This window comes from Mariniphaga anaerophila (assembly GCF_900129025.1).
Taxonomy (GTDB): Bacteria; Bacteroidota; Bacteroidia; order Bacteroidales; family Prolixibacteraceae; genus Mariniphaga; species Mariniphaga anaerophila.
In genome coordinates, this window is record NZ_FQUM01000002.1 from 703636 (window position 1) to 726006 (window position 22371).

The following is a 22371-nucleotide window of genomic DNA, read 5'->3' on the forward strand; positions in this document are numbered from 1 at the left end:
AAGCTATGTATAGTTCTGAAATAACACAGGCATCCAATTTTGTGAAAGGGGTAGATACCTCGTTTCTTATTATTTTGGGAATATCCTTTTTTTTCCTGATTTTTTTGACGGTTCTGATGTTGGTATTTATATACAAATACAACCGGAAAAGAAATCCTAAAGCAACGCAAATTGAAGGGTCAACCAAGCTTGAAGTTTTATGGACAGTAATTCCTTTTCTGCTTACAATGTTGATGTTCTATTTCGGGTGGGCCGGATACAAACCCATGCTCAAAGCTCCTGACGACGCCATGGAAGTTACTGTTTACGGTCGTATGTGGAATTTCATGTTTGAGTACGAAAACGGGAAAAGAACAGATACGCTTTTCCTTCCCAAAGATAAGCCGGTTAAACTGAATTTGGTGGCGATGGATGTATTGCACAGCCTTTATATTCCTGCATTCAGGGTAAAACAGGATATGGTTCCCGGAAAGGAAAATAATTTCATGTGGTTTGAACCGCAAAAGAAAGGGACTTATGAGCTTTTTTGTGCCGAATACTGCGGCCTTCAGCACTCTTACATGTATTCGTATGTAAAGGTGATGGAAGATTCCTCGTTTCAATCGTGGATGGTAGATACAACCCAGGTAGTGGCAGAAAATATCGAATCTCCAACTGCCACCGGTCGGCGGATTATGCAAAATATCGGATGTTTTGCATGTCATACCGTAGACGGAAGTAAGTTGGTTGGCCCATCGTTTAAAGGTATTTGGGGAGAAGAGGTGACCGTAACTACCGGCGGAGAAAAAAGGCAGGTTCTTGTGGATGAAGAGTACATTCGTCGTTCAATTTTCGACCCGAACGCCGACATTGTTGATGGCTTTAACAAAGGGTTGATGTTGTCGTACGAGGGGCAGCTCAGCGAAGAGGATGTGGAGAACATCATTGAGTACCTGAAAACATTACATTAAAGGGTTTGAAGAATTTCCTGAAAATTATTTTTGAGCTGGGTAAAGTCCGAATCTCTTTGCCCGTTACTTTATCTGCACTGGCAGGTTATACCCTTTATTCCGGGCGGATTGACGAACAGGGGCTGCTGATGGCATTGGGTGTTTTTTTTATGTCGTGTGGCTCAGGGGCGCTCAATCATTGGCAGGAGCGACGTACCGATGCATTGATGCCCAGAACAAAAAAACGGCCTATCCCGTCAGGGAAGATTACCGCTATCCAGGGCTTTTTTGTGGTGCTCGGTTACACAACAATAGGCTCACTGATTCTTGTTTTTTCTAACCCGCTAATTGCCCTGTTTTTGAGTTGGGTAACTTTGGTTTCGTACAATTTAATTTATACTCCGCTAAAAAGGGTTACTGCTTTTGCGGTTATTCCCGGTTCATTAGTAGGTTCGCTGCCTCCAATGATTGGCTGGACTGCCTCAGGGGGAGATGTTTTTGCAGAACCGATTCTGATTGTGGCAACCTTCTTTTTTATTGGGCAGATTCCGCATTTTTGGTTGTTGCTTCTTCTTTTTGGCGACCAGTACAAACTTGCCGGACTTCAGAGCTTAACTGATATTTTTTCGACTCTGCAGATAAAACGGATTACCTACACGTGGGTGCTTACAACCATTGCTTCTGCATTGCTTGTGCTCGTTTTTGTAATCGCCGGACGGGTTATTTCTGCGCTGCTTTTGTTGTATATTTTTTACCTGATGTATGCGCTTACCCGTGGTGTGTTTTCAAAACAGGAATTTAAGGTGCTGCCTGCTTTTTACAAGCTGAATTTCCTCTACTTATTTATGATGTTATTTCTGATTGCAGACAGCCTGCTGCGCTGATGTGAAAAAAAACGGCGAAGCTATTTGCATTGTTTGCCAATAACTTCGCCGGCTGTTTAGTGTGAGGTTCTTACAATTTCAATTCCCAGCCTTCCCGTGGTTTTCTTTTAATGAGGCTTTTTGCATACTCATATGCATCAATTACTTCATATTCTGATTTGTACCGGGGAGAGGGACGATCGGTGTCGAGTTTTACAGATTTGGGAACCTGTACCTGTTCTCCGGGTTCGATATTGGTGAACTGCATATTTTCGCCATCCCATTTTAAAATTCGCTGCAATCCCGATAACCGGGCAGCAACTGTTCCCATTACAACAACTTCGTTAAAAGGCCCGGCAAATCCGAAATGCGATTTTGGTTTTACTCTTGTTGCCGGATCTTCCTTGCAGGCTCTTATCCAATCCTTTTCATGACCTGAAATACCACCTTCTACAAGCCGTTCGTTAATAGTAGGAGAGTAGTCTTTGAACTCTTTGGTCGGAAGCCGTTTTGCATTTTTTGCGTAGCAGCCACACACAATTTTTCCTTTGGTTCCCACAAACAAAACGCCGCCATCGCGGTCGCCCATAGTTTCGCCATCTTCCAGCTCGAACGGACGTTCGGGCATTAACCCGCCATCGTACCATGTAACTTTAACTTCGGGCATTTCCACGTTTCTGTATTTTTCCCGTTCAGGAAAATAGTATGTGATTTTTTCTGATTCAGGAGGTGATTCCAGCGTCCATTTTGACGAACTGGCCTGTATTCCGGTAGGGTATTTTAAACGTAAGCTTCGCATTACCACGTCGAGAATATGGCACGCCATGTCGCCCAACGCACCGGTACCAAAGTCGAACCAGCCACGCCAGCTCCACGGGTGATACATCGGAGAATATGGTCTTACCGGGGCGGGTCCAATCCAAAGATCCCAGTCAAGTCCCTTTGGTTTCGCCGGCGTATCTTCGGGCCGGTTGAGGCACTGCGGCCAAATTGGGCGGTTTGTCCAGGCGTGAACTTCCGTTATTTCACCGATATCGCCGTTCCAGATGCTTTCGCAAACCCACGAGGTATCATCGCCTGAAGCTCCCTGATTTCCCATTTGGGTTGCTACATTGTATTTTTCGGCTGCCTGTGTCAGTATGCGTGATTCATAAACCGAATGTGTTAAAGGTTTCTGGCAATAAACATGTTTCCCCAGTTTCATTGCATCCAGGGTAATGTTGGCATGGGTATGATCGGGCGTTGCAATAATAACTGCGTCGATTTGGTCGCCAATTTCTTCAAACATTTTTTTGTGATCCTGATACTGATATGGAACTGTTTTGTCGGGGTATTCCTCTTTAAATGAGTCAATTCTTATTTTTAGCCGATCTAAATCGACATCACACAGCGCAACAATGTTTTCATCCATGCAATTTTTCATGTTGCTGTGTCCCATTCCGACTCCGATTACAGCAATATTCAGCTTTCCTTCGGGCCACTGTTTTTTCTCCTGTTCCGCTACCGGAGCGGCACACGATTCTGCCAGTAATCCAGATACTGCCACTGTTGAAGCAACTACTGCTGTGGATTTAATAAAGTCTCTTCTGGGTATTTGTTTTTGTTCATCCATTGTAAAAAAAGTTGGTTTAAAAAATAATCACCTAAATTAGGTATTTTATTGAAAATGATATTTGGTTTTGGTTTTGGTTTTTTCAATTTTGGTAGAATTGGCCTAAAAATGGCAGTTTTTAATGCATTTTGAGAGTACCTTCCTGACTTTTGTAAAGGTGCAGAAAGAAAAAATCCGGAATAATTAGATTATCCCGGATTTTGAGTATAGAGTTTTCTTTGCTATTCGTTTTCCTCTTCTTCCAATTTAGCCTCATATTTTTTTACAACCCATTTTACGAGAAAATATGAGACAATAATCAGAAGTGGCCAGCTTAGCATCCATAATATTGGTGTGGTGTACATAATTTTTTAATTTTAAATTTTAACTCCTTCTTCTTCGATTTTCCGTTTGAAACTTCGTTTAATATACGTGCGATTCTTCTTCCATCTCTTCGCTCGTAATTTTCTTTTTGTTCATTGCTCTCCAGAAATAAACAATGTATGCAAAAACAAACGGAATTAAAAGCGAAACGTAACTCATTGCCGTAAGCGTAAATTTACTCGACGATGCGTTTTGTATAGTCAGCGACGACTGCAAATCGAAGTTTGACGGGTAAAACGATGTGTTGTTGAATCCGGCAATGAGGAACAAACTCAAAACAGTCAGTACTGTTCCGGTGCCGGCAAAAATAAATCCTTTGTTGCCGTGCATAAAAAGAGTAGAAATAATTCCCCAGAGTACACCTACCACGCCAACCAGCATAATTACCAGTACGAGCGGCATTGCCAGCAGGTTGTTCAGGTATTTGTATTTTTCCATGAATACTTCGCCTGATTCCGGATTTACAGCGAATCCTTCCTTAAACAGAAGCGCTACTAAAAAGTACAGGAAAAACACGAGAAACAATACTGCTGTTACAAACAGGTGTTTACGCGAACGGGCAATAATTAAATCATTGTCGATGGTAAAAATAAAGTACAGCAAACCAAGAACACGTGCCAGAAAGAATACGGCCAGGCCAAGGGCAACATTATGAAATGTTAAAACGGCTTCAAGCCCGCGCGCCGGGTTTTGCCAAAGAACCTGGTTCATATCGTTTAGAGCAAAATCGGCTCCGTTAAAAAAAGTGCCCACTGCGGTGCCAATTAAAATTGTGCCTAGCAAGCCGTTGATAAACAGAAATATTTCGAATGTTCTTGCACCAAGCAGGTTGTCCGGTTTCATTCTGAACTCGTAGGAGACCGCCTGAATGACGAATGCAGCCAGAATTGCCAGCCACACCCAGTACGCACCACCGAAACTGGTGGAGTAAAACAGCGGGAAAGATGCAAAAAACGCTCCGCCAAAGGTTACCAGCGTAGTAAAAGTAAATTCCCATTTTCTGCCCAGTGTATTTAACAGCATGGTTTTTTCGCCTTCTGTTTTTCCAATAGAGAAAATGAGCGTTTGCCCTCCCTGCACAAAAGTGAGAAAAACAAACAGTGCGGCGAGAATCGAAATGATTACCCACCAGTATTGTTGCAATGCTAAAAATGATAAATTCTCAAACATAATTTGTTTCCTCCTTTTTTAGTGTTTCGGACCGATTTTAATTTGTCTGAACATAATTTTCAGTTCGGCAATCAGTAAAACTGTAAACAAAACTGCAAACAGCCAGAACGTAGTTTGTACCGATCCGGCGCTGATTCTGGTGACTCCGGCCATTGTTGGCATAAGGTCTTGCACCACCCAGGGTTGGCGACCTACTTCTGCAACAATCCAGCCTGCCTGGCTGGCGAGGTATGCCAGCGGAATGGAAATAATTGCCAGCCGTAAAAACCAGCGTTTTTCAGTTAGCTGTCCTTTCAAAATAAAATACAATGAAAAAACAAAAAGCAGCACAAACATAAATCCCAGTCCAACCATAATGTGAAAACTGTAAAAGGTGAGTGGCACGTTGGGAATCAAATCGGTGGGGTCTTCAAAGTAACCGTATCCGAAATATTTAAAATAGTTTTCCTGAAAATCTTGGCTGGTTAGCTCGTCGCGCAACGAGCCTGCCAAAGCTTCGTTCCCGGCTTTTTTTGCCGTTTTAAACTCAGTGAGCTTACTAATGGCCAATTTCCCCCGTTCTATTTTTTCGGTTGCCGACATGTAACCGTATTTTTCATTTCCGTCAATCAAATCGTGAACTCCGGGAACAAAAGCATTCCAGTCGAGAAATGCCATGTAAGAAAGGAAATTAGGAATTTCAATCTTCATGGAAAAATCTTTCAGATTCTCGTTGTTGGGGTCGGTTTCTGAAGTTGAAAACAACCCGATTGCCACCAGGCCTGCGCCTTCGCTGCCGTTGTATAATCCTTCTATGGCAGCAAATTTCATGGGTTGATCGTGCGCAATGGTTCGAGTGGCATTATCGCCGGTCATTACCAGGTAAAGCGATGAAATGAGTCCGAATACGCTGGCAATAAGAATACTTTTTTTGGCCAGCAACAGTTCGCGCTTTTTCAGGATAAACCAGGCTGAAACACCAATGACAAATATCGAAGCCAGTACAAAACCGGACGATGTGGCGTGCAACCACTTGTCTACTGCTACCTGCGAGAAGAGCACATCCCAGAAGTTTTGCATTTCGTTACGTGCGGTGTCCGGATTAAAAACCATGCCCACTGGTTTTTGCATCCATCCGTTGGCTACCAGAATCCACAACGCCGAGAGGTTGGCTCCGATTGCCGTGAGCCAGGTGGCCAGCAGGTGGGTCTTTTTTCCCACCTTATTCCATCCGAAAAACATGATGGCAATAAACGTCGATTCCATAAAAAAGGCAAGAATGCCTTCAATTGCGAGCGGGGCGCCGAAAATGTCCCCCACAAACCAGGAATAATTCGACCAGTTTGTGCCGAATTCAAATTCCAGAATAATACCTGTTGCCACTCCAATGGCAAAATTAATCCCGAAAAGGGTCATCCAAAACTTGGTTATTCGTTTCCATTCTTCTTTTCCGGTTTTCACATACAGCGTTTCCATAAACGCAATAATAAATGTGATGCCCAGTGTAAGCGGCACAAATAACCAGTGGTACATAGCCGTAAGGGCAAATTGTGCCCTCGACCAGTTCACTAATGATAAATCTGCAAATTCAACCATAATTATTCTTTTGGTTCAGTTAATATTTCCAATACATAATCGCTCCGTTCCTGGTCGGTTTCGAAATTGGTTTTTAAAAAGTCGGGGAAAAAGAATACTTTGAGTATAGCAAACATAATGAATAACTTGATTAGGATAATTAGCCAGACTTGCTTACCCCAAGTCCCCATATTCCGGAAACCATTGACATAGAAACTCCAGACTTGTCGGATGATATTTGGTGTTTTGTTTGTCATTTGGGATTAAAAGTAATTGTTTTAGCAGAATATTCCCGCATTTTGATGTCCATTTTATTGGCGAAATGGTTTTATAACATTTAAAGGCTATTTGGTATTCTTGTTTTCTCGGTGCTGAAATTATGTTATGTAAGTACTTTTGGGTGAGATGAAATCGCTAAAATAAATTTTGAAAATATTTTCGAAATCATTTTGTTTTAATCATTTGTTCTTTAGCTTTGAGATATTATTTTAAACAAAAGTTTAATCGAATTGCGATGGAAGACACAAAATTAAAGACCGACGTTCTGGTGATTGGTAGCAGTGCTGCCGGTTTGGTAAGTGCGCTAACAGGAAAGAGAGTTTATCCTGAAAGGAAATTTACCGTGGTTACACGATTCCCGAAAACGCTAATTCCTTGTGGAATCCCTTACATTTTCGGCTCGGTAGGAAGCTCTGACAAAGATATCCTTCCTTCTGAAAAAATGTTTGAAACCAACAATGTTGATATGCTTGTTGACGAAGCAGAATCAATACAGTTAAAAGAAAAAACAGTCCGTTTTCAGTCGGGAAAAGTTATTGGTTACGAAAAACTTGTAATAGGAACGGGCTCGCTTCCTATTCAGCCCCAATGGCTTAAAGGAGCCGGCCTGGAGAATGTTTTTAACGTGCCCAAAAACAAAGTGTATCTCGATGAAATGCACGAAAAACTGAAAGGAGCAAATAAAATAGTTACCATAGGTGCTGGTTTTATTGGCGTCGAAATTTCAGATGAACTCAGAAAAGCGGGTAAAGATGTTACTCTGGTTGAGAAACTTCCCCGAATTTTAGGGCTTGCCTTTGATGGTGATATTTCGGAAAGGGCAGAGGAGTTGCTGAAAAACCGTGGCGTTAAAATTCTTACCGGCGCTTCTGTTGCCGAAATTTCGGGCAATGGAAAAGTTGACGGGGTTGTTTTGGAAAACGGAGAACGAATTGAGGCTGACGCAGTAATTCTGTCCATGGGATATAAACCCAATTCGGAACTGGCTGCCGGCGCAGGATTACCTGTTAGCGACCGTGGTTTTATAAAAGTAGATGACTATATGCGCACCACAGATCCTGATGTGTTTGCGGTGGGCGACTGCGCAGAAAAAAGAGATTTTATCACCCGGAAACCTTCTCCGGTAATGCTGGCTTCTACCGCATGCGCCGAAGCCCGAATTGCCGGCATGAACCTCTTTAAACTTTCTGCTATAAAAACATTTATCGGAACAATTTCGATTTTTTCAACCGCAATTGGCACTACCGGATTTGGTGTTGCCGGAATTACCGAAACACAGGCTGAAGCTGAGAACTTTGATTTTGTTACCGGAACATTTGAAGGAATAGATCGGCATCCCGGTGCCCTTGAAGATACCCACAAACAATTTGTTAAGCTGGTAGTAGGCCGCGAGTCCGGCGTTATTCTGGGGGGCGAAGTTTACGGTGGTTTGTCGGCAGGCGAACTAACCAACACTCTCGGAATAATTGTACAAAACCGCATGACCCTGAATTCGTTGCTTACAGCGCAATTCGGGACGCATCCGCTACTCACGGCTTCTCCTGCAGGTTATCCGCTTGTAAAAGCAGCAGAAAGCGCAGCGGGTAAAATTATGTTTAAATAGCTTACCGCCGGGATGTTTAATAAAACCGGTAGCTAAGCAGTACTTGACTGGATGAGATGGCTGGAAGCATTATATTGGTGGTGATGGCAGCTCTGGAAGTTACCGGTTTTTTTTTGAATTAGTTTGTAGTAAATTGAAGGAAAGGAGACTTTTCTTTACTCAAGTTTAAACGACTTTCGGAGTGTGAGACCAACAGTCAGCGGGTCGCCGAGTACCGCTGCGTAGTGCCCGGCGTTTCCTCCTGCGGGCAGTAATTGTTCAAAATAATTGGTGTTGGCCAGGTTACGTACCCAAATATAAACGGTTAATCCGTGGAAATCTCTGAATCCGGCCTGTGCATTAATCAGTGAGTAAGAATTGATGACCAGGTATTTGGAGGGGGAGGAGCTTGAAGAGAATTTTGAACGGTAGAACAGTTCAGTACCCATAAAATAGTTCCCGTCGCGTGAGAAGAAAGTTCCCTTTTTCGAGAAATCAATCCCTCCGGAAAATGCCCATTTCGAAATGCCCGGTAACTCTTGCCCCGAGACATCTTTGAAAGAAGGGCCTCCAGTTTCTTCGAGTGGCGGTGGCGCATTTTTAAACGAAACGTATTTGCCATCGGTGTAAGCTGCTGCGGCATTAATAGAAATTAGACTGTTGATTCTGAACTTACTGTCAAGCTCTGCACCGGCAACACGAACTTTTTCTGCGTTGGCCAGGTATCCTCTATTTACAGACAGATCGGCTGCCTGCACCTGGGTCTGGTAGTCTTTAATTGACGTGCTGAACACTGTGAAATTCAAAAAGGAAGAAGCAAACGGGGATGATTTCAGTCCTGCTTCATAATGAATAACTTTTTCTGGCTTTATTACCGCCAGGTCGGTCATGGCTTCTCCGTTCTGGCGGGGCAGGCCGCCCAGGTTCAAGCCAACGGGTTTAAAGTTGGTTGCCACTGTGGCAAAAGTATTTAACTTTTTATTTGCCTTAAAGTTTACTGTCAGTTGGCCCGATATATTGGTTTTGTTGATGTTTGCGTTGAATGCCTGTTCATTATAAACTGAATTTTTAAGGGCTATTAATTCCGGGTCATCAGTCTGGAGTCCGCCGTAGGTTTCTCGTCTGAAATCAATTTTTTTGTGGTCGAAGTTAATTCGCAGCCCGGGCAATAAGTGTATTTTTCTGGTAATTGCCCAGTCAATTTGGCTAAATAAGGCACCGCTGAAGGTTTCGAGATTGGGGTAAGTTTTTAATCCGTAACCTTCGAGCAATCCGGGGGTTTGCCAAAGCGCGCTTTCCGAGTTCTGCGAAAATCTCCACTGGTCCTTCCCCGATTCCTGGGTGTGGGTACCGTCGGGTGCAAGTTTCTGGTAAATGGCAAACACACCGGCAACACCACTTAGTTTTCGGGAGAAGTCGCCGGCATATCGTATTTCCTGCGACCATTGTTGATGTTTCGATGGAGCCTGCGAAAGAGTGAGCGCCTGCAACCCGGTAAAATCTCTGTCGTTTGAAGGCCCCCAATTCCAGTAACGCCAGGCCGAAGTGCTTGTTAACATGCCGTCTGTGGTTTCAATATTTACGTTTACCGACGCACCTCCGAAATCCTGTTTCGACCTCCAGGGAGTGTCGTGGTCGATTAACCGGTCGAAAGGATTGCGGGATGGGAGTTCATATTTCAAGTCGGCAATAATTTGTTCAAACTGTCTGTATTCGGGGCGCAGAGTCGGGGCTACTCCTGCAAAAACCATCGCGTATCCGTTAGGGCGCTGCCTCGTTACATCGGCCGCAAAAGTAATTTCAGTTACCGATGAGGGCTTGATTAATAACTGTCCGCGCACTCCGAGGTTATTTAAATCGTTTACATGTTCCTGACGGGCTACATTATAAATTGTTCCGTCGCGCTGGGTGCCGGAAAAGGAAAGCCTCGCAGCAACCGATTTTCCCAAAGGACCGCTTAACGATGCCTTTGCCTGAATAAAGCCGTAATTTCCGTAGCTGACTTCAAATTTGCCGGTAGGCGTGAATTCCGGTTTTCGTGTGGTGATATTAAAAGCTCCGGCCGTGGTGTTTTTCCCGTAAAGCGTTCCCTGGGGGCCGCGAAGTACTTCAATGCGTTCCACATCAATAAAATCGAGAGTAGTTGCAGCTGGGCGGGCGTAATAAACCCCGTCGACGTAAAAGCCGACTCCCGGGTCAATACCGTCGTTTGTGAGGCCAAAAGTAGACCCTAGTCCTCTAATGTTTAGTGTTGTGTTTCGGGGGTTGGAAGAGTATAATTGCACGGAAGGGATGAGCTCTTTTACCCGATTTACATTGAATGCATGGGCATTATCTGCTTGAGTGCCCAGAATTACCGAAATCGGAACCGGAATTTCTGCCAATGATTCTGCCCTTCGTCGGGCGGTGACAATAATTTCTTCGACGGTGTTGTCGGACAGAAGTACGATTTTTACCGGCTCGTCTGTCGGAGCAGCGATTTTTACTTCACGGGGGATCATTCCCACGGAACGTATTTGAAGAAAGATGGGAAAGTTCATTTCTGTTTCGAGTTGAAACCGCCCCTTTAAATCGGTAACTGCATAGTTTTGTGTTCCTTTTATCAGCACAGTGGCCGACACAATAGAAATGTCGTCAGTGTCTGTTATAGTCCCTTTAACTGGCGTGCCCGAAAGTGCAAAATATGCTATGCAGATTACAAAAGCTGTGGTAAACAGAAATTTTATTTTCATTTTTTGATTGATTAATACAAACCGCGTGTTCCCGTTGCCGGAAAACTTTGGCAAAAGTATTTTGAGGGGAGGAGGCTCACAACAGCTTAAAAACGTAATTTGAGACTACGTATAAAAACGTATAACGGGCATTACAAATTCAGGTAACCGTTTTTAATCGCATAAACCACAAGGTTTGCCGTATTTTTCGAACCGGTTTTCTGTAAGAGGTTTTCGCGGTGTTTGTCAATCGTACGTTTGCTTACTTTTAGCTTTTCCGAAATTTCATTGTTGGTTAATCCTTTGCAGATCAGAACAAGTACTTCGGTTTCCCGTTCGGTTAATTCATCCAGAAGTGAACTGTTGTTTTTGGGTGGATTTTTAAGAATCTCATTCAGCATTTCAATGGAAATGTAGCTTTTGTCGTTATACACATCAACAATGGCTTTTTCCACTTCCTGGAAACTGGAATTCTTCAGTAAAAAACCACAAGCGCCGGCTTCTACCATGCTCAGGTAATAGTTTTTGTCAGAATACATCGACAATGCTATAATTTTGATGTCAGGTTGGATTGCAACAGCTTTTCGAGCCGCTTCGATTCCATTCATTACCGGCATTTCAAAATCGAGCAGAGCAATGTCCACTTTATTGTGCGGAAGGTTTTCAATAAATTGCTGTCCGTTTTCAGCCTCCCACACTTTGTTAATGTAATCGAGGTTAGATAAGAGCAGTTTCAACCCCTGCCTGAAGAGCAGGTGGTCGTCAACAATACATACTGAAATTTTTTTCATTGGAGCGGAAAGTAAAAGTCAATGGAAAAGCCTTGGTCCTGATTGTTTATGCTGAACGTTCCGTTGAGCGATTTTGCCCGGGAAATAATGTTGTTGAACCCCATTCCTTTCAATTTCCCTTTTTGTAGCAGTTCGGGGTTGTTTATTCCACTGCCGTCGTCGCTGTACTGAATGACGAACAAATTTCCGGACACCATCATTTTTAGGCAAACAGCGCTTGGTTCTGCATGTTTCAGGCTGTTGTTCATCAGCTCTGTAACTATGCGGTAACTGCTGTTTTTTAAGTCGTCAGACAGAAGCTTTTCATCCACATCCAGTTGAAGCTCGGGGGTTATGTTTGAAGAGCTGAAAAGCTTTTCGGCAAAATCTTCGATGGCAGTTTTTAAGCCGTAATTCACCAAAATGTGTGGGCTCAGGTTGTTGGAAATCTCTTTCAGAGTAGCGATTGAATCGTCGGTGGCGTTGTATGCATTTTTAATAATTTTCTGATTTAGCGAGTTCAGGCTTTCGGGGTTTATTGCGCTCAGCGACATTTTTATTGAAGACAAAACCGGCCCCATCCCGTCGTGCAGTTCGCGGGCAAAATTTTGTCTGGCTTTGTCTTCAGCCTTTATGATGGCCGATAAAATTCTACGTTCGTTGTCTTTCCTGATTTTTTCGATGCGGTATTGCAGGTTAAATATTTCGCGGATAAAAATGACACCAACCAGCATTAACACCGAGATTAATACGCCTACCCAACCGTTGATTTCATCGCTCGGGAATAATTTTGAATCCCAGAACAATGACGAAAAATCGAATAGACGCCTGACGGCCATTAAAACAAATGCCGACGAGATGAGAATCCATGATACATTAAAACGGGTGCGCTTAATCAGACTGATGGCGTAAATTGTTGCAGCCAGCTGGATTAACATGGAAAGTAGCAGAGCATATTTAAGCACGGCAGTGATTTTTAGTTTTCAATATGAATGCGATGTAACAAAAGTACCAATAATCTGCATTCAATTAAAAAGAAGATGAAAACGGAGTAAAACCGTACTAAAAACCAACGCCAACGCTCAGAGAATCTGCGTTGGCGTTGTTGGTAATTTTATAAAAATCTATTTCGGACTGAGTTATGCCTCAGTTACAATTCGCGGATTTTTATGTTTCTGAACCAAACCGGGTATCCGTGGTCTTGCAGGCCGATGTATCCTTCTTTTGAAATTCCTTCGGTAAATCCCGGAAAGTTCTTGAATTTGCTGTTTTCAACGAGTTTATCCCATTCGGGAGTCCAGTGCGTGTAGGAAACCACTTCTTTTCCGTTCATTTTTACTGTTGCGTTCCCGTTTTCAACTTTAATAACACACGTGTTCCATTGGCCTGCCGGGTTAACGGTTTTTGGGTCGGCCGGAAGCATGTCATAAAGAGAACCCGCCAGGTGGCTGTCAATTTTATTGTCGGTGGCATTTTTGTTGTCGAGCACCTGAATTTCAGGGGCAGCGTAATAAATTGGTTTGCCGGGTATTTCTCTGATGTAGTAGAAAATACCTGAATTGGCCATGTTGCTGGCTTTCCAGTCGATGGAAAGTTCAAAGTTTTTGAATTTCTTCGGGCCAAAAAGGATGTCACCACCGGCTCCCTGTCCCGGTTTTTTGCCTTCGCCAATAAGCACTTTCATGGCATTGTCTTCAATCGTCCAGTTTGCAGGCATAGCGTCGCCATTACATTGCCGCCATCCATCAAAATTTTCACCGTTGAAAAGCAATTCCCATCCGGCTTTTTTTTCTTTTTTAGAGAGTTGATTCAGTTTTTGTGCGAAGGAAGGAATAGCGAAAATAACCACGGCTAAGGTAGTCATCAAAAAATTTTTGTTCATCGTTCGAGATTTTTTTAGCTTTATTAAGCAATTAATAATAGGTTTATTGATAACAAGTTGTTCTATGTTGTTCAGGAGAATTTTGCTCCCCTTTACTTTCCTTTTCGCCAGCGGCGCCATTTGCGGCTTACCGTTTTTACATGGAAAACCCCGTGACTAACCGATTTCACATCTTCAATGGAATAGAAAGCTTTCGGATTGGTTGTTTTAACCAGGTCTTCTACTTTCTGAATTTCATTTCTTTTAATAATACTGTATATGATGCTTACATTTTCGGTGCTGCCTTTGGCTTCGTGGTAGGTAATTCCGTACCCCGCATCTTTTAGGTTGGCTATTAGCTCTGTAGCACTGTTTCGGGTAATAATCTGGATTTTAACAATTCCCATGGCCAGGCGTTCTTCCAGCAACAGGCCTATTAGGTTTCCGGTTGCAAATCCTGCTGCATAGGCAAAGTAGCACACCCAGTTGTCGAGGTTCTCAAAAATACGGGAGATGGCTATTAACCAAATTAAAATTTCAAAAAAACCAAGCAGTGGAGCCAGGTATTTTTGCCCTTTCGAAACCATGACAATACGTATGGTGCCTATGGTTACGTCCATTATCCTGGAGAGAAATATCAGGAATGGAAGCAGAAAATAGGTGAAAAATGCAGTATTAGCAAAATCAGCTGCAAGCATCATCTTTTCAAAATTTCCAGTAAAAGTACATTAAAATTCCGAAGTAAAATGAAAACGAATGTCTTTGAATTCGTCTTGTGCCATTTGCAAAATAAACTGGGAGTCGGCCAGAAACACGTCGCGCCCCAGCTTGTCTTTAGCCATCTTTTGATGTTTTCTTTTTTTAAATTCCGTAAGAGCCTGGTTGTTATCTGATTCAATCCAGCAGGCTTTGTGTATTTGCAGCGGTTCAAACCGGCATTTTGCACCGTATTCATGTTCCAGTCTGAACTGAATAACTTCGAACTGAAGCTGCCCAACGGTCCCAATAATTTTACGGCCGTTAAACTGGCTGGTAAACAACTGAGCTACGCCTTCGTCTGTGAGGTGATCGACTCCTTTATGAAGCTGTTTCGACTTCATCGGGTCTGCATTTTCAATGTAGCGGAACAACTCCGGAGAAAAACTCGGAAGCCCTTTGTAATGGATCTCTTCTCCTTCGGTAATGGTGTCGCCAATAATAAAACTGCCATTGTCGGGCACGCCAATGATGTCGCCCGGATAAGCCTTTTCGATTATTTCTTTTTGTTCGGCCATAAATGCCGTGGGGCTCGAGATTCTTACATTTTTTCCCAGCCGCATGTGTTTGTAAACATTATTACGGACAAATGTTCCCGAGCAGATTTTTATAAATGCAATTCTGCTCCGGTGGTTGGGGTCGATATTCGCGTGTATTTTAAACACAAATCCTGAAAAGCCAGACTCTTCGGGTTTCACCACCCGCTCTTCAGCAGTTGCAGGTTGTGGCTTCGGGGCAATTTCCAGAAAAGCGTGTAGCAGTTCCTGCACTCCGAAATTGTACAATGCACTTCCAAAAAATACAGGAGCCAGGTTTCCTTCGAGGTAGTTCGCCCGGTCAAACTCAGGGTAAACGCCTTCTACCAGTTCCAGTTCTTCGCGCAGTGTTTCGGCATCGTCGCCAATGTGATCTTCCAGTTCCGGATTCGAAATATCTTCAAAGTCAATTCCCTGTTCAATGGCCTGAATGCTGGGATCGAACAGTTTTAAGCTGCGGTCGTAAATGCTGTAAACACCTTTAAAATCGGGGCCGTTATTTATTGGCCAGCTTAACGGCCTCACATTAATTTTTAGTTGTTCTTCTATTTCGTCGAGCAGGGTAAACGAGTCCTGAGCCGGACGGTCCATTTTGTTAATGAAAACAATAACCGGCGTTTTACGCATCCGGCAAACATTCATCAGCTTTTCAGTTTGCGGCTCTACTCCCTTTGCAGCATCAATAACAATAATAACACTGTCAACAGCCGTGAGCGTACGAAACGTGTCTTCCTGGAAATCCTGGTGCCCGGGTGTATCCAAAATATTTACTTTGTACCCGTTATATTCGAACCCCATAACTGATGTGGCTACCGAAATACCGCGCTGGCGCTCGATTTCCATAAAGTCGGAAGTGGCTCCTTTTTTAATTTTGTTGCTTTTTACTGCCCCTGCAATATGAATGGCACCGCCAAACAGAAGCAGTTTTTCTGTTAATGTGGTTTTTCCTGCATCGGGGTGGCTTACAATTCCAAATGTCCGCCGGCGGTTTATCTCATCCTGAAATGCCATTCTTTATCGTTTTGTTTTTGCGGCTGCAAAATTAAAAAAGAAGTTTAGAGATCAGTGTTTAACATCAAAAGTTTCAGAAATATTGCCGCTCAATTGGTGAAAAAATAACAAATAGAGGCTTCAGGTTAGCCAAATAAAAAACTCCCACCGAAGCAGGAGTACAGGAATTTTTTTCCTTCGGCATATAGCCTTATTGTGATAAGATGCAAAATTGATTTCAATGTTATTGAACAGATGGTCTGTCTTTCTATTGGGCTAAGGTAGGTATATTCTGATTAATATTTATATATTTAACAACATAAAACGAATCGGAATCTAAATCCCCGTCAACATGGCTGAAAAAGTTAAGGCTCCGGCTACAATACATAATTTTTACAATCGATTATTTTGTACAAACATTGAACGAGGATTAACCCGTTGAAACCAATTTATTATGGCAAAAATTTTAGGACTCGACCTCGGAACAAACAGCATCGGATGGGCTGTTGTGGAGAAAGAACGCGATTGTGAATTTCAATTAACAGATAAAGGCGTTCGTATTTTTCAGGAAGGCGTAAAAATTGAAAAAGGAATTGAGGGATCGAAAGCAGCTGAAAGAACCGGTTTTCGCAGCGCTCGAAGATTGAAGTATCGCCGTAAACTTCGAAAAATAGAGCTTTTAAAAGTATTATCGGCATACGGGTATTGTCCAACGCTTACAAATGAAGAACTTTTGAACTGGCGTTATAAAAAAGTTTATCCTAGAAACCAAGCTTTTCTAAACTGGCAGTCAACTGACGAGGCAAGCTCAAAAAATCCATATCATTACCGGGCTTTGGCAGTGGAGCAAAAGTTTGATTTAGAGAAGGAAGAAGACCGATTTAAAATCGGACGTGCATTTTATCATATTGCACAACGTCGTGGTTTTTTAAGTAACCGTTTGGAGGGAACGAAGGAAAGTGATGGTGCTGTAAAAAAATCAATTTCGGAGATTAATAGTTTGAAGGGGGATAAAACGCTTGGGCAATATTTTTATGAAAAATACAGGAAAAGAGAAAAAATAAGAAATACATATACACACAGGGAAGAACATTACCTGGATGAGTTTAAACGGATTTGTGAGTTTCAGAAACTGGATAGTGAATTTACAGCTAAAGCCAGAAAAGCCATTTTTTACCAGCGGCCTTTAAAATCGCAAAAAGGTCTGGTTGGTAAATGTGTCTTTGAGCCGAACAAACCGCGTTGTTCTGTTTCTCGCCCTGAATTTGAAGAATACAGAATGTTGTGCTTTGTTAATAACATGAAGATAAAGACTCCAACGGATGAACACCTTCGTTTTTTGACAGAAGAAGAAAAAAAGAAAATAATGCCTCAGTTCTTCAGAAAGAGCAAAGATTATTTCGATTTCGAAGATTTGGCAAAGCAATTGGCGCCAAAACATCAGTATAAATTTTATAAAAGAAGAGACAAGTATCCGGAAGACTGGTTGTTTAATTACAGCATGAAGACAATTGTAAGCGGATGCCCGGTTTCTACCCGGTTAAAAGATTTGTTTGGTGAAGATATTATGGCATTTAATATACCATATATAAGAGAAAAAGACGGAAAGAAATCAGTAATTGATATAGACGATATATGGCATGTGCTTTTTTCTTATGATTCGGAAGATAAATTGAAAGAATTTGCTGAAAAACGCTTGCAATTAACGGAAGATCAAGTCAAGGATTTTTTGAAAATTCGATTGAGAAAAGAATATGCTTCGTTAAGCCTGAAAGCGATAAAAAAGATTGTCCCTTTCTTGAAAGAAGGACTGATTTATTCCCACGCCGTTTTTCTGGCAAATATGGAAGATGCTATCCCCAAAGAGATATGGGAAATAGAAGAAAACAGGAATATTATAAGAACAGAAATAGCAAACATAATAGCTAATCAGAAAGAAGAAAAACAGATTTGCGAAATTGTTAACGGGATAATTAAAATAAATCATACAGATGAAGCAGTATGGAGTGAAGCTGCTTCAGAAATTTTCAAAAAAGATTTGTTGAGAAAAATAAAAGCTCATTTTGGCGAGAAGACCTATAATGCTTTTTCGGAAGAAAAGAAAAACAGGGTTGAAATCAGCGCTTTTGAACTGTTGAAAAAGCAGATGCAAAAAAATAGTGGAAGGGGCGAATTCGTTCCTGTGCATCGTATTGATGATAAAGTAAAAGCATTTATTTCCGATAATTTTGATGTTGAGCCAAAATCGCTGGCTAAAATTTACCATCCCTCTGCCATCGAAGTATATAAACCGCCTGTAAGGAAGGACGATGGCAAACTATACTTAGGCAGCCCAATGGTTTCTTCCATTCGTAACCCGATGGCAATGCGTGCGCTCCACCAATTGAGAAAAGTCATTAACGAACTAATAAAAACCGATGTTATTGATTCGGGAACCCATATTCATATTGAAATGGCTCGGGGGCTGATGAATTCCAACGAACGAAAAGCATGGCAAAGCTGGCAAAGAGACCGGGAAAACCTTCGCAAAGAGTACGCCCTGAAAATAAAGGAACATTTATCTTCGGATGCAGAGCCTTCGGAAACCGATATCTTGAAATATCAGCTTTGGGAGGAACAAAACCACAAATGTATTTATACCGGAAAAGAGATAGCCTTGTCTGAATTTTTAGGAGCTAATCCTTCTTTTGACATTGAGCACACCATTCCGCGTAGTATTTCTTTCGATAACTCGCAGGTAAATAAAACACTTTGTGAGAACACTTTTAACCGGTCTGTTAAAAAGAATAAAATACCTTATGAGCTATCTAATCATCTAGAAATACTTGCCAGGATAGAGTGCTGGAAAGAGAAATATGAAGAGTTGGATAAACAAATTGCAGCTTCGGTTCGACAGGCAAGAGTTGCCATCGATAAAGAGTCGAAAGACAGGGCAATTCAAAAAAGACATAAATTGAAGCTTGATTTTGGATACTGGAAAAATAAATACGAAAGGTTTACCATGGAGGATGTGCCGGAAGGTTTTAAAAATAGCCAGCTGGTTGATACCGGTATCATTACAAAATATTCCCGGTTGTATCTCAATACCTTGTTCGATAAAGTATATACTGTGAAAGGGAGCACAGTCGCCGATTTCAGGAAGCTATGGGGTTTGCAGGACGAATATGAAAAGAAAGCACGGGTAAACCACATCCATCATTGTATAGATGCTATTACCATTGCATGTATTACGAAAGAAAACTATGATAATCTGGCAAAATTTTATCATGACTTTGAAGATTTGAAAATAAAAGGAGTGGAACAATTACCGCGAGTTAAGAAGCCTTGGAAAACTTTTGCTGAAGATGTAAAGGCTATAGAGGATGAAGTTCTTATTTCTCATTATACTCCGGATGTGCTGCCAAAACAAACCAGGAAGAAACTTCGGGATAGAGGGCGGATTAAAAAAGATAAAAATGGCAATCCTATTTATCAAAACGGAGATACAGTAAGAGGAAGTTTGCATCAGCAAACGTTTTATGGCGCAATTGAAAAAGCAGTAATTAATAAGAAAGGGGAATCGGAAAAAGTAATAAAGTATGTTGTTCGAAAGTCACTTGATAGTCTAGAAGACAGCAGTATTAAAAATGTTGTTGACGAACGAGTAAGAGAAATAATTCAACATGCCCGGTTAGAAGAAAAAAAGCTGAAAAAAGAAATAGAGGTTCAAAAAAAGAAGCTGGAAAAGGCTGAGGAAGAAGAGGAGAATAGCATTTGCACTGAAATAGAAAGGCTGAATAGCCAGATATCAGAATTGTATACGTTACCAAATAAAAATGGCGCTCCTATTCCAATAAAGAAGGTAAGAATTTATCAAACTTCAGTAACAAATCCGTTGCATATAAAAGAACAGCGCGATAAGTCGAAAAAAAAGCTAAAATCGCACAAAGAATTTTTTCATGTGGCAAACGACAGTAATTATGCCATGGCTATTTATGAGGGTAAAGATGCAAAAGGAAAAATTAAAAGAGATTTTCAATTGTTGAATAATATGCAGGCTGGTGAGTTTTTTAAATTTTCTGTTCAAAAAGACTTAAAAGCACAAAACCTTAATCAAATACACAATCTTGTTCCCGACAAGATAGTTCAAGGGAAGGCAGAGTTATCTTTTAAAGCCGTATTAAAAATAGGGACAATGGTTGTTCTTTGGGAAAACTCACCGGAAGAAGTTTGGGATTTGACTGTGGCTGAAATTAATAAGAGACTGTATAAGATTGTAGGGTTATCTCAGCAAATAATTCAAGGAAAATACTTTTTTGGTACGATTGTAATGCGCCATCATAAAGAAGCATCATCAGCTTCTGATTTAAAAACATCAGATGGAAAATTTGAAAAAAATGAATCATATAAAGCGCAGAGGAAAATGAATCATAACCAATTTAACGCATTAGTAGAAGGTGTCGATTTTAAAATTGACCCACTTGGAAACATCAAGCGAATAAACTAAATTCATTCCCCTTTTTCGAAGCTTCTAACCTTTGGGAGAGGGGAGTTGATAACCACCAATAAAACGAGACAACATGTTAAAAACCATCACAACATGCCGGGTACGCCTGCGAAAAGCCAATGTACGGGAGCGAAATGCCGTTTCCCGTTGCAGAAAGCCGCTGTACCGTAGCATAGTGGCTCCGTACCACAGCGAAACGCTGCTGTACGGCTGCGGAATGCAAAATTCTGTTGCGAAATGGCACTGTACCCTGTACAGAGGCATTCCGCAACGGTACGGAGTAATCCGCTATGGATCTGCATAAAAATAATACCGAATAGTTTAACCACAGGTTGGTTAATGACCCTGAACAACGGACACATCCCAAAAAATTCCGGATTATCCCCGGTATTTTGAGTGTCTTTCATGTTCGCACTTATACTGCCGTCAGTGCAGGATATTTTCATTAATTTTTCAAAAACTTAAAATTTATTTTTATGAATGCCTCAAAAATGTCGATTGAAGAAATTTTGTATGCTTCAGGATTGAGAATTAACAACAGCCTCAGCGACCGGAAAATACTCGATGCCGTGTCGCCCATGGGATATCCTGAAGCAAAGTTGAACGAAGGAGCCGCATTGCTCGAGGAAACTGTCACTCTTGTGGAAACACAGAAAAAGGAATACGGCGAAGTTGATGAGGCCCAGTCGGGCTATGAGGCTGTACGCAAAACGGCAAACCAAACCTATATGGATATGTTGCGGATTGCCAGGGTAGCTTTAAAAAATGATGTAAAAGCAATAACTACCCTCGACCTTGACGGGCGACGTGCCCGCACCCTTAGCGGCTGGCTGAAACAAACGCTGGGGTTTTATCGTGCTGTTTTGGCCAACGACGAGTGGAAGGCAGCAATGGCAGCATACGGACAGCCGGAAGAGAAGTTCAGCGCACAGGTAACGGCCATTGAAGAGGTTGCCACAGCTTCTGAAGCCATTAAAAAGGAGATGGGCGATGCCCAGAATGCCACGCTCGAACGCGACATGAAGCTGGAAGAACTGGTGGACTGGATTAACGACTATGAAGTAATCGCACGCATTGCTCTGGCCGACAAACCCCAGTTGCTCGAAAAACTGGGTATTGTGGTAAAAGCATAGCCTGTTTATAAGGATTTAAATCTTCAAGGTTTTTAAGACCTTGAAGGTTTAGTTTAAAAAGTACTACGGAGTTAGTAACAACTTTTTAGGTGCTTTGCAGGATAAAAAAAGATGCTTTTTAGACTCCCGAAGGTCGGAAAGACACTTCGGGGGCAGCGGCAAACCTTTCGGTGTCTTATATACCCGAAAGCGTTTCCGAAAATCTCGAACGTTTTTAAATGCAAATAAATGGGACCAGTATCACTCGAATACGGACAGTTTTATCATATCTATAACTGCGGAATCAATGGTTGTAACCTATTCCGGGAAAATGAGAATTACGAGTATTTTCTTCACTTGTACGATAAGTATGTTTCGCCAGTGGCCGATACATTTGCGTGGGTTTTGATGAGAAATCATTTTCATTTCTTGGTAAGAATAAGAAAGGAGGAGGAAATATCTTTCATGGGAACTCAGACTCCGAAGGTCGGAAAGACACTTCGCGGTCACCAACAAACCTTTCGGTGTCTAACAGACCCGAAAGCGTTTCCGAAAACATCGAACGTTTTTAAATGCAAATAAATGGGACCAGTATCACTCGAATACGGACAGTTTTATCATATCTATAACTGCGGAATCAATGGTTGTAACCTATTCCGGGAAAATGAGAATTACGAGTATTTTCTTCACTTGTACGATAAGTATGTTTCGCCAGTGGCCGATACATTTGCGTGGGTTTTGATGAGAAATCATTTTCATTTCTTGGTAAGAATAAGAAAGGAGGAGGAAATTCCTTT

18 protein-coding genes are annotated in these 22371 nt (G+C 41.9%); 7 read left to right on the forward strand and 11 right to left on the reverse strand.

The annotated features are described in order from the left end of the window. Positions 1-5: 5 nt before the first annotated feature. Together coxB and BUB08_RS05990 are read left to right on the forward strand one after the other, a co-directional pair. Positions 6-950: a cytochrome c oxidase subunit II gene (coxB, locus tag BUB08_RS05985; protein ID WP_072999788.1), complete on the forward strand. Its 945-nt coding sequence runs from the start codon at positions 6-8 to the stop codon at positions 948-950. A 5-nt stretch (positions 951-955) separates the two neighbouring features. Beyond that, positions 956-1813: a protoheme IX farnesyltransferase gene (locus BUB08_RS05990; protein ID WP_072999789.1), complete on the forward strand. Its 858-nt coding sequence runs from the start codon at positions 956-958 to the stop codon at positions 1811-1813. Between the two features lie 70 nt (positions 1814-1883). Here the strand turns inward: BUB08_RS05990 and BUB08_RS05995 are convergent, their stop codons facing one another. The 5 genes from BUB08_RS05995 to BUB08_RS06010 form a co-directional block, all read right to left on the reverse strand. Continuing rightward, complete coding sequence (locus BUB08_RS05995) at positions 1884-3404, reverse strand: Gfo/Idh/MocA family protein (protein WP_072999792.1); 1521 nt, start codon at positions 3402-3404, stop codon at positions 1884-1886. A 221-nt stretch (positions 3405-3625) separates the two neighbouring features. Beyond that, on the reverse strand, positions 3626-3748 hold the full coding sequence (locus BUB08_RS20660) for a hypothetical protein (protein WP_262493938.1): 123 nt from the start codon (positions 3746-3748) through the stop codon (positions 3626-3628). A 58-nt stretch (positions 3749-3806) separates the two neighbouring features. Next, positions 3807-4937 carry a cytochrome d ubiquinol oxidase subunit II gene (cydB, locus tag BUB08_RS06000; protein ID WP_072999793.1) on the reverse strand — a complete coding sequence of 377 codons (1131 nt, stop codon included), beginning with the start codon at positions 4935-4937 and terminating at the stop codon, positions 3807-3809. 18 nt (positions 4938-4955) lie between these two features. Continuing rightward, positions 4956-6512 carry a cytochrome ubiquinol oxidase subunit I gene (locus tag BUB08_RS06005; protein WP_072999795.1) on the reverse strand — a complete coding sequence of 519 codons (1557 nt, stop codon included), beginning with the start codon at positions 6510-6512 and terminating at the stop codon, positions 4956-4958. A gap of 2 nt (positions 6513-6514) precedes the next feature. Beyond that, positions 6515-6748, reverse strand: coding sequence for a DUF4492 domain-containing protein (locus BUB08_RS06010; protein ID WP_072999797.1), 234 nt, complete (start codon positions 6746-6748; stop codon positions 6515-6517). Between the two features lie 257 nt (positions 6749-7005). Between BUB08_RS06010 and BUB08_RS06015 the strand changes: the two genes are divergently transcribed. Continuing rightward, the gene (locus tag BUB08_RS06015) at positions 7006-8373 is read left to right on the forward strand and encodes an FAD-dependent oxidoreductase (protein ID WP_072999798.1); all 1368 of its coding nucleotides are present in this window, start codon (positions 7006-7008) and stop codon (positions 8371-8373) included. A gap of 155 nt (positions 8374-8528) precedes the next feature. Here the strand turns inward: BUB08_RS06015 and BUB08_RS06020 are convergent, their stop codons facing one another. The 6 genes from BUB08_RS06020 to BUB08_RS06045 form a co-directional block, all read right to left on the reverse strand. After that, positions 8529-11084 carry a TonB-dependent receptor gene (locus BUB08_RS06020; protein WP_072999927.1) on the reverse strand — a complete coding sequence of 852 codons (2556 nt, stop codon included), beginning with the start codon at positions 11082-11084 and terminating at the stop codon, positions 8529-8531. A 131-nt stretch (positions 11085-11215) separates the two neighbouring features. Beyond that, positions 11216-11854, reverse strand: a complete 639-nt coding sequence (locus BUB08_RS06025; RefSeq protein WP_245820172.1) for a response regulator — start codon at positions 11852-11854, stop codon at positions 11216-11218. Continuing rightward, on the reverse strand, positions 11851-12798 hold the full coding sequence (locus tag BUB08_RS06030) for a sensor histidine kinase (RefSeq protein ID WP_139249624.1): 948 nt from the start codon (positions 12796-12798) through the stop codon (positions 11851-11853). The genes BUB08_RS06025 and BUB08_RS06030 overlap by 4 nt, the downstream gene beginning before the upstream one ends. Positions 12799-12983: 185 nt before the next feature. Continuing rightward, positions 12984-13715 (reverse strand): 3-keto-disaccharide hydrolase, encoded by a 732-nt coding sequence (locus BUB08_RS06035; protein WP_072999802.1) that lies wholly within the window; start codon positions 13713-13715, stop codon positions 12984-12986. A gap of 92 nt (positions 13716-13807) precedes the next feature. Then, positions 13808-14395, reverse strand: a complete 588-nt coding sequence (locus BUB08_RS06040; protein WP_245820173.1) for a DUF2179 domain-containing protein — start codon at positions 14393-14395, stop codon at positions 13808-13810. Between the two features lie 27 nt (positions 14396-14422). Continuing rightward, positions 14423-15997: a peptide chain release factor 3 gene (locus tag BUB08_RS06045; protein WP_072999803.1), complete on the reverse strand. Its 1575-nt coding sequence runs from the start codon at positions 15995-15997 to the stop codon at positions 14423-14425. A 433-nt stretch (positions 15998-16430) separates the two neighbouring features. On the opposite strand from BUB08_RS06045, the gene cas9 reads away from it, so the two are divergent. The 4 genes from cas9 to BUB08_RS20230 all read left to right on the forward strand — a co-directional run. Further along, the gene (gene cas9, locus BUB08_RS06050) at positions 16431-20462 is read left to right on the forward strand and encodes a type II CRISPR RNA-guided endonuclease Cas9 (RefSeq protein WP_072999805.1); all 4032 of its coding nucleotides are present in this window, start codon (positions 16431-16433) and stop codon (positions 20460-20462) included. A gap of 73 nt (positions 20463-20535) precedes the next feature. After that, the gene (locus BUB08_RS06055; RefSeq protein WP_072999807.1) at positions 20536-20766 is read left to right on the forward strand and encodes a hypothetical protein; all 231 of its coding nucleotides are present in this window, start codon (positions 20536-20538) and stop codon (positions 20764-20766) included. A 172-nt stretch (positions 20767-20938) separates the two neighbouring features. After that, on the forward strand, positions 20939-21595 hold the full coding sequence (locus BUB08_RS06060) for a PQLLE family protein (RefSeq protein ID WP_072999809.1): 657 nt from the start codon (positions 20939-20941) through the stop codon (positions 21593-21595). A 561-nt stretch (positions 21596-22156) separates the two neighbouring features. After that, positions 22157-22371: hypothetical protein (locus BUB08_RS20230; RefSeq protein WP_394332730.1), on the forward strand; the 215-nt coding region annotated here is incomplete at its 3' end.

What these genes read in the sequence shown, in the direction of transcription:
- coxB (WP_072999788.1), top strand. Translation starts at nt 6, where the DNA reads ATGTATAGTTCTGAAATAACACAGGCATCCAATTTTGTGAAAGGGGTA.
- BUB08_RS05995 (WP_072999792.1), bottom strand. Translation starts at nt 3,404, where the DNA reads ATGGATGAACAAAAACAAATACCCAGAAGAGACTTTATTAAATCCACA.
- BUB08_RS20660 (WP_262493938.1), bottom strand. Translation starts at nt 3,748, where the DNA reads ATGTACACCACACCAATATTATGGATGCTAAGCTGGCCACTTCTGATT.
- cydB (WP_072999793.1), bottom strand. Translation starts at nt 4,937, where the DNA reads ATGTTTGAGAATTTATCATTTTTAGCATTGCAACAATACTGGTGGGTA.
- BUB08_RS06005 (WP_072999795.1), bottom strand. Translation starts at nt 6,512, where the DNA reads ATGGTTGAATTTGCAGATTTATCATTAGTGAACTGGTCGAGGGCACAA.
- BUB08_RS06010 (WP_072999797.1), bottom strand. Translation starts at nt 6,748, where the DNA reads ATGACAAACAAAACACCAAATATCATCCGACAAGTCTGGAGTTTCTAT.
- BUB08_RS06015 (WP_072999798.1), top strand. Translation starts at nt 7,006, where the DNA reads ATGGAAGACACAAAATTAAAGACCGACGTTCTGGTGATTGGTAGCAGT.
- BUB08_RS06020 (WP_072999927.1), bottom strand. Translation starts at nt 11,084, where the DNA reads ATGAAAATAAAATTTCTGTTTACCACAGCTTTTGTAATCTGCATAGCA.
- BUB08_RS06025 (WP_245820172.1), bottom strand. Translation starts at nt 11,854, where the DNA reads ATGAAAAAAATTTCAGTATGTATTGTTGACGACCACCTGCTCTTCAGG.
- BUB08_RS06035 (WP_072999802.1), bottom strand. Translation starts at nt 13,715, where the DNA reads ATGAACAAAAATTTTTTGATGACTACCTTAGCCGTGGTTATTTTCGCT.
- BUB08_RS06040 (WP_245820173.1), bottom strand. Translation starts at nt 14,395, where the DNA reads ATGATGCTTGCAGCTGATTTTGCTAATACTGCATTTTTCACCTATTTT.
- BUB08_RS06045 (WP_072999803.1), bottom strand. Translation starts at nt 15,997, where the DNA reads ATGGCATTTCAGGATGAGATAAACCGCCGGCGGACATTTGGAATTGTA.
- cas9 (WP_072999805.1), top strand. Translation starts at nt 16,431, where the DNA reads ATGGCAAAAATTTTAGGACTCGACCTCGGAACAAACAGCATCGGATGG.
- BUB08_RS06055 (WP_072999807.1), top strand. Translation starts at nt 20,536, where the DNA reads ATGTTAAAAACCATCACAACATGCCGGGTACGCCTGCGAAAAGCCAAT.
- BUB08_RS06060 (WP_072999809.1), top strand. Translation starts at nt 20,939, where the DNA reads ATGAATGCCTCAAAAATGTCGATTGAAGAAATTTTGTATGCTTCAGGA.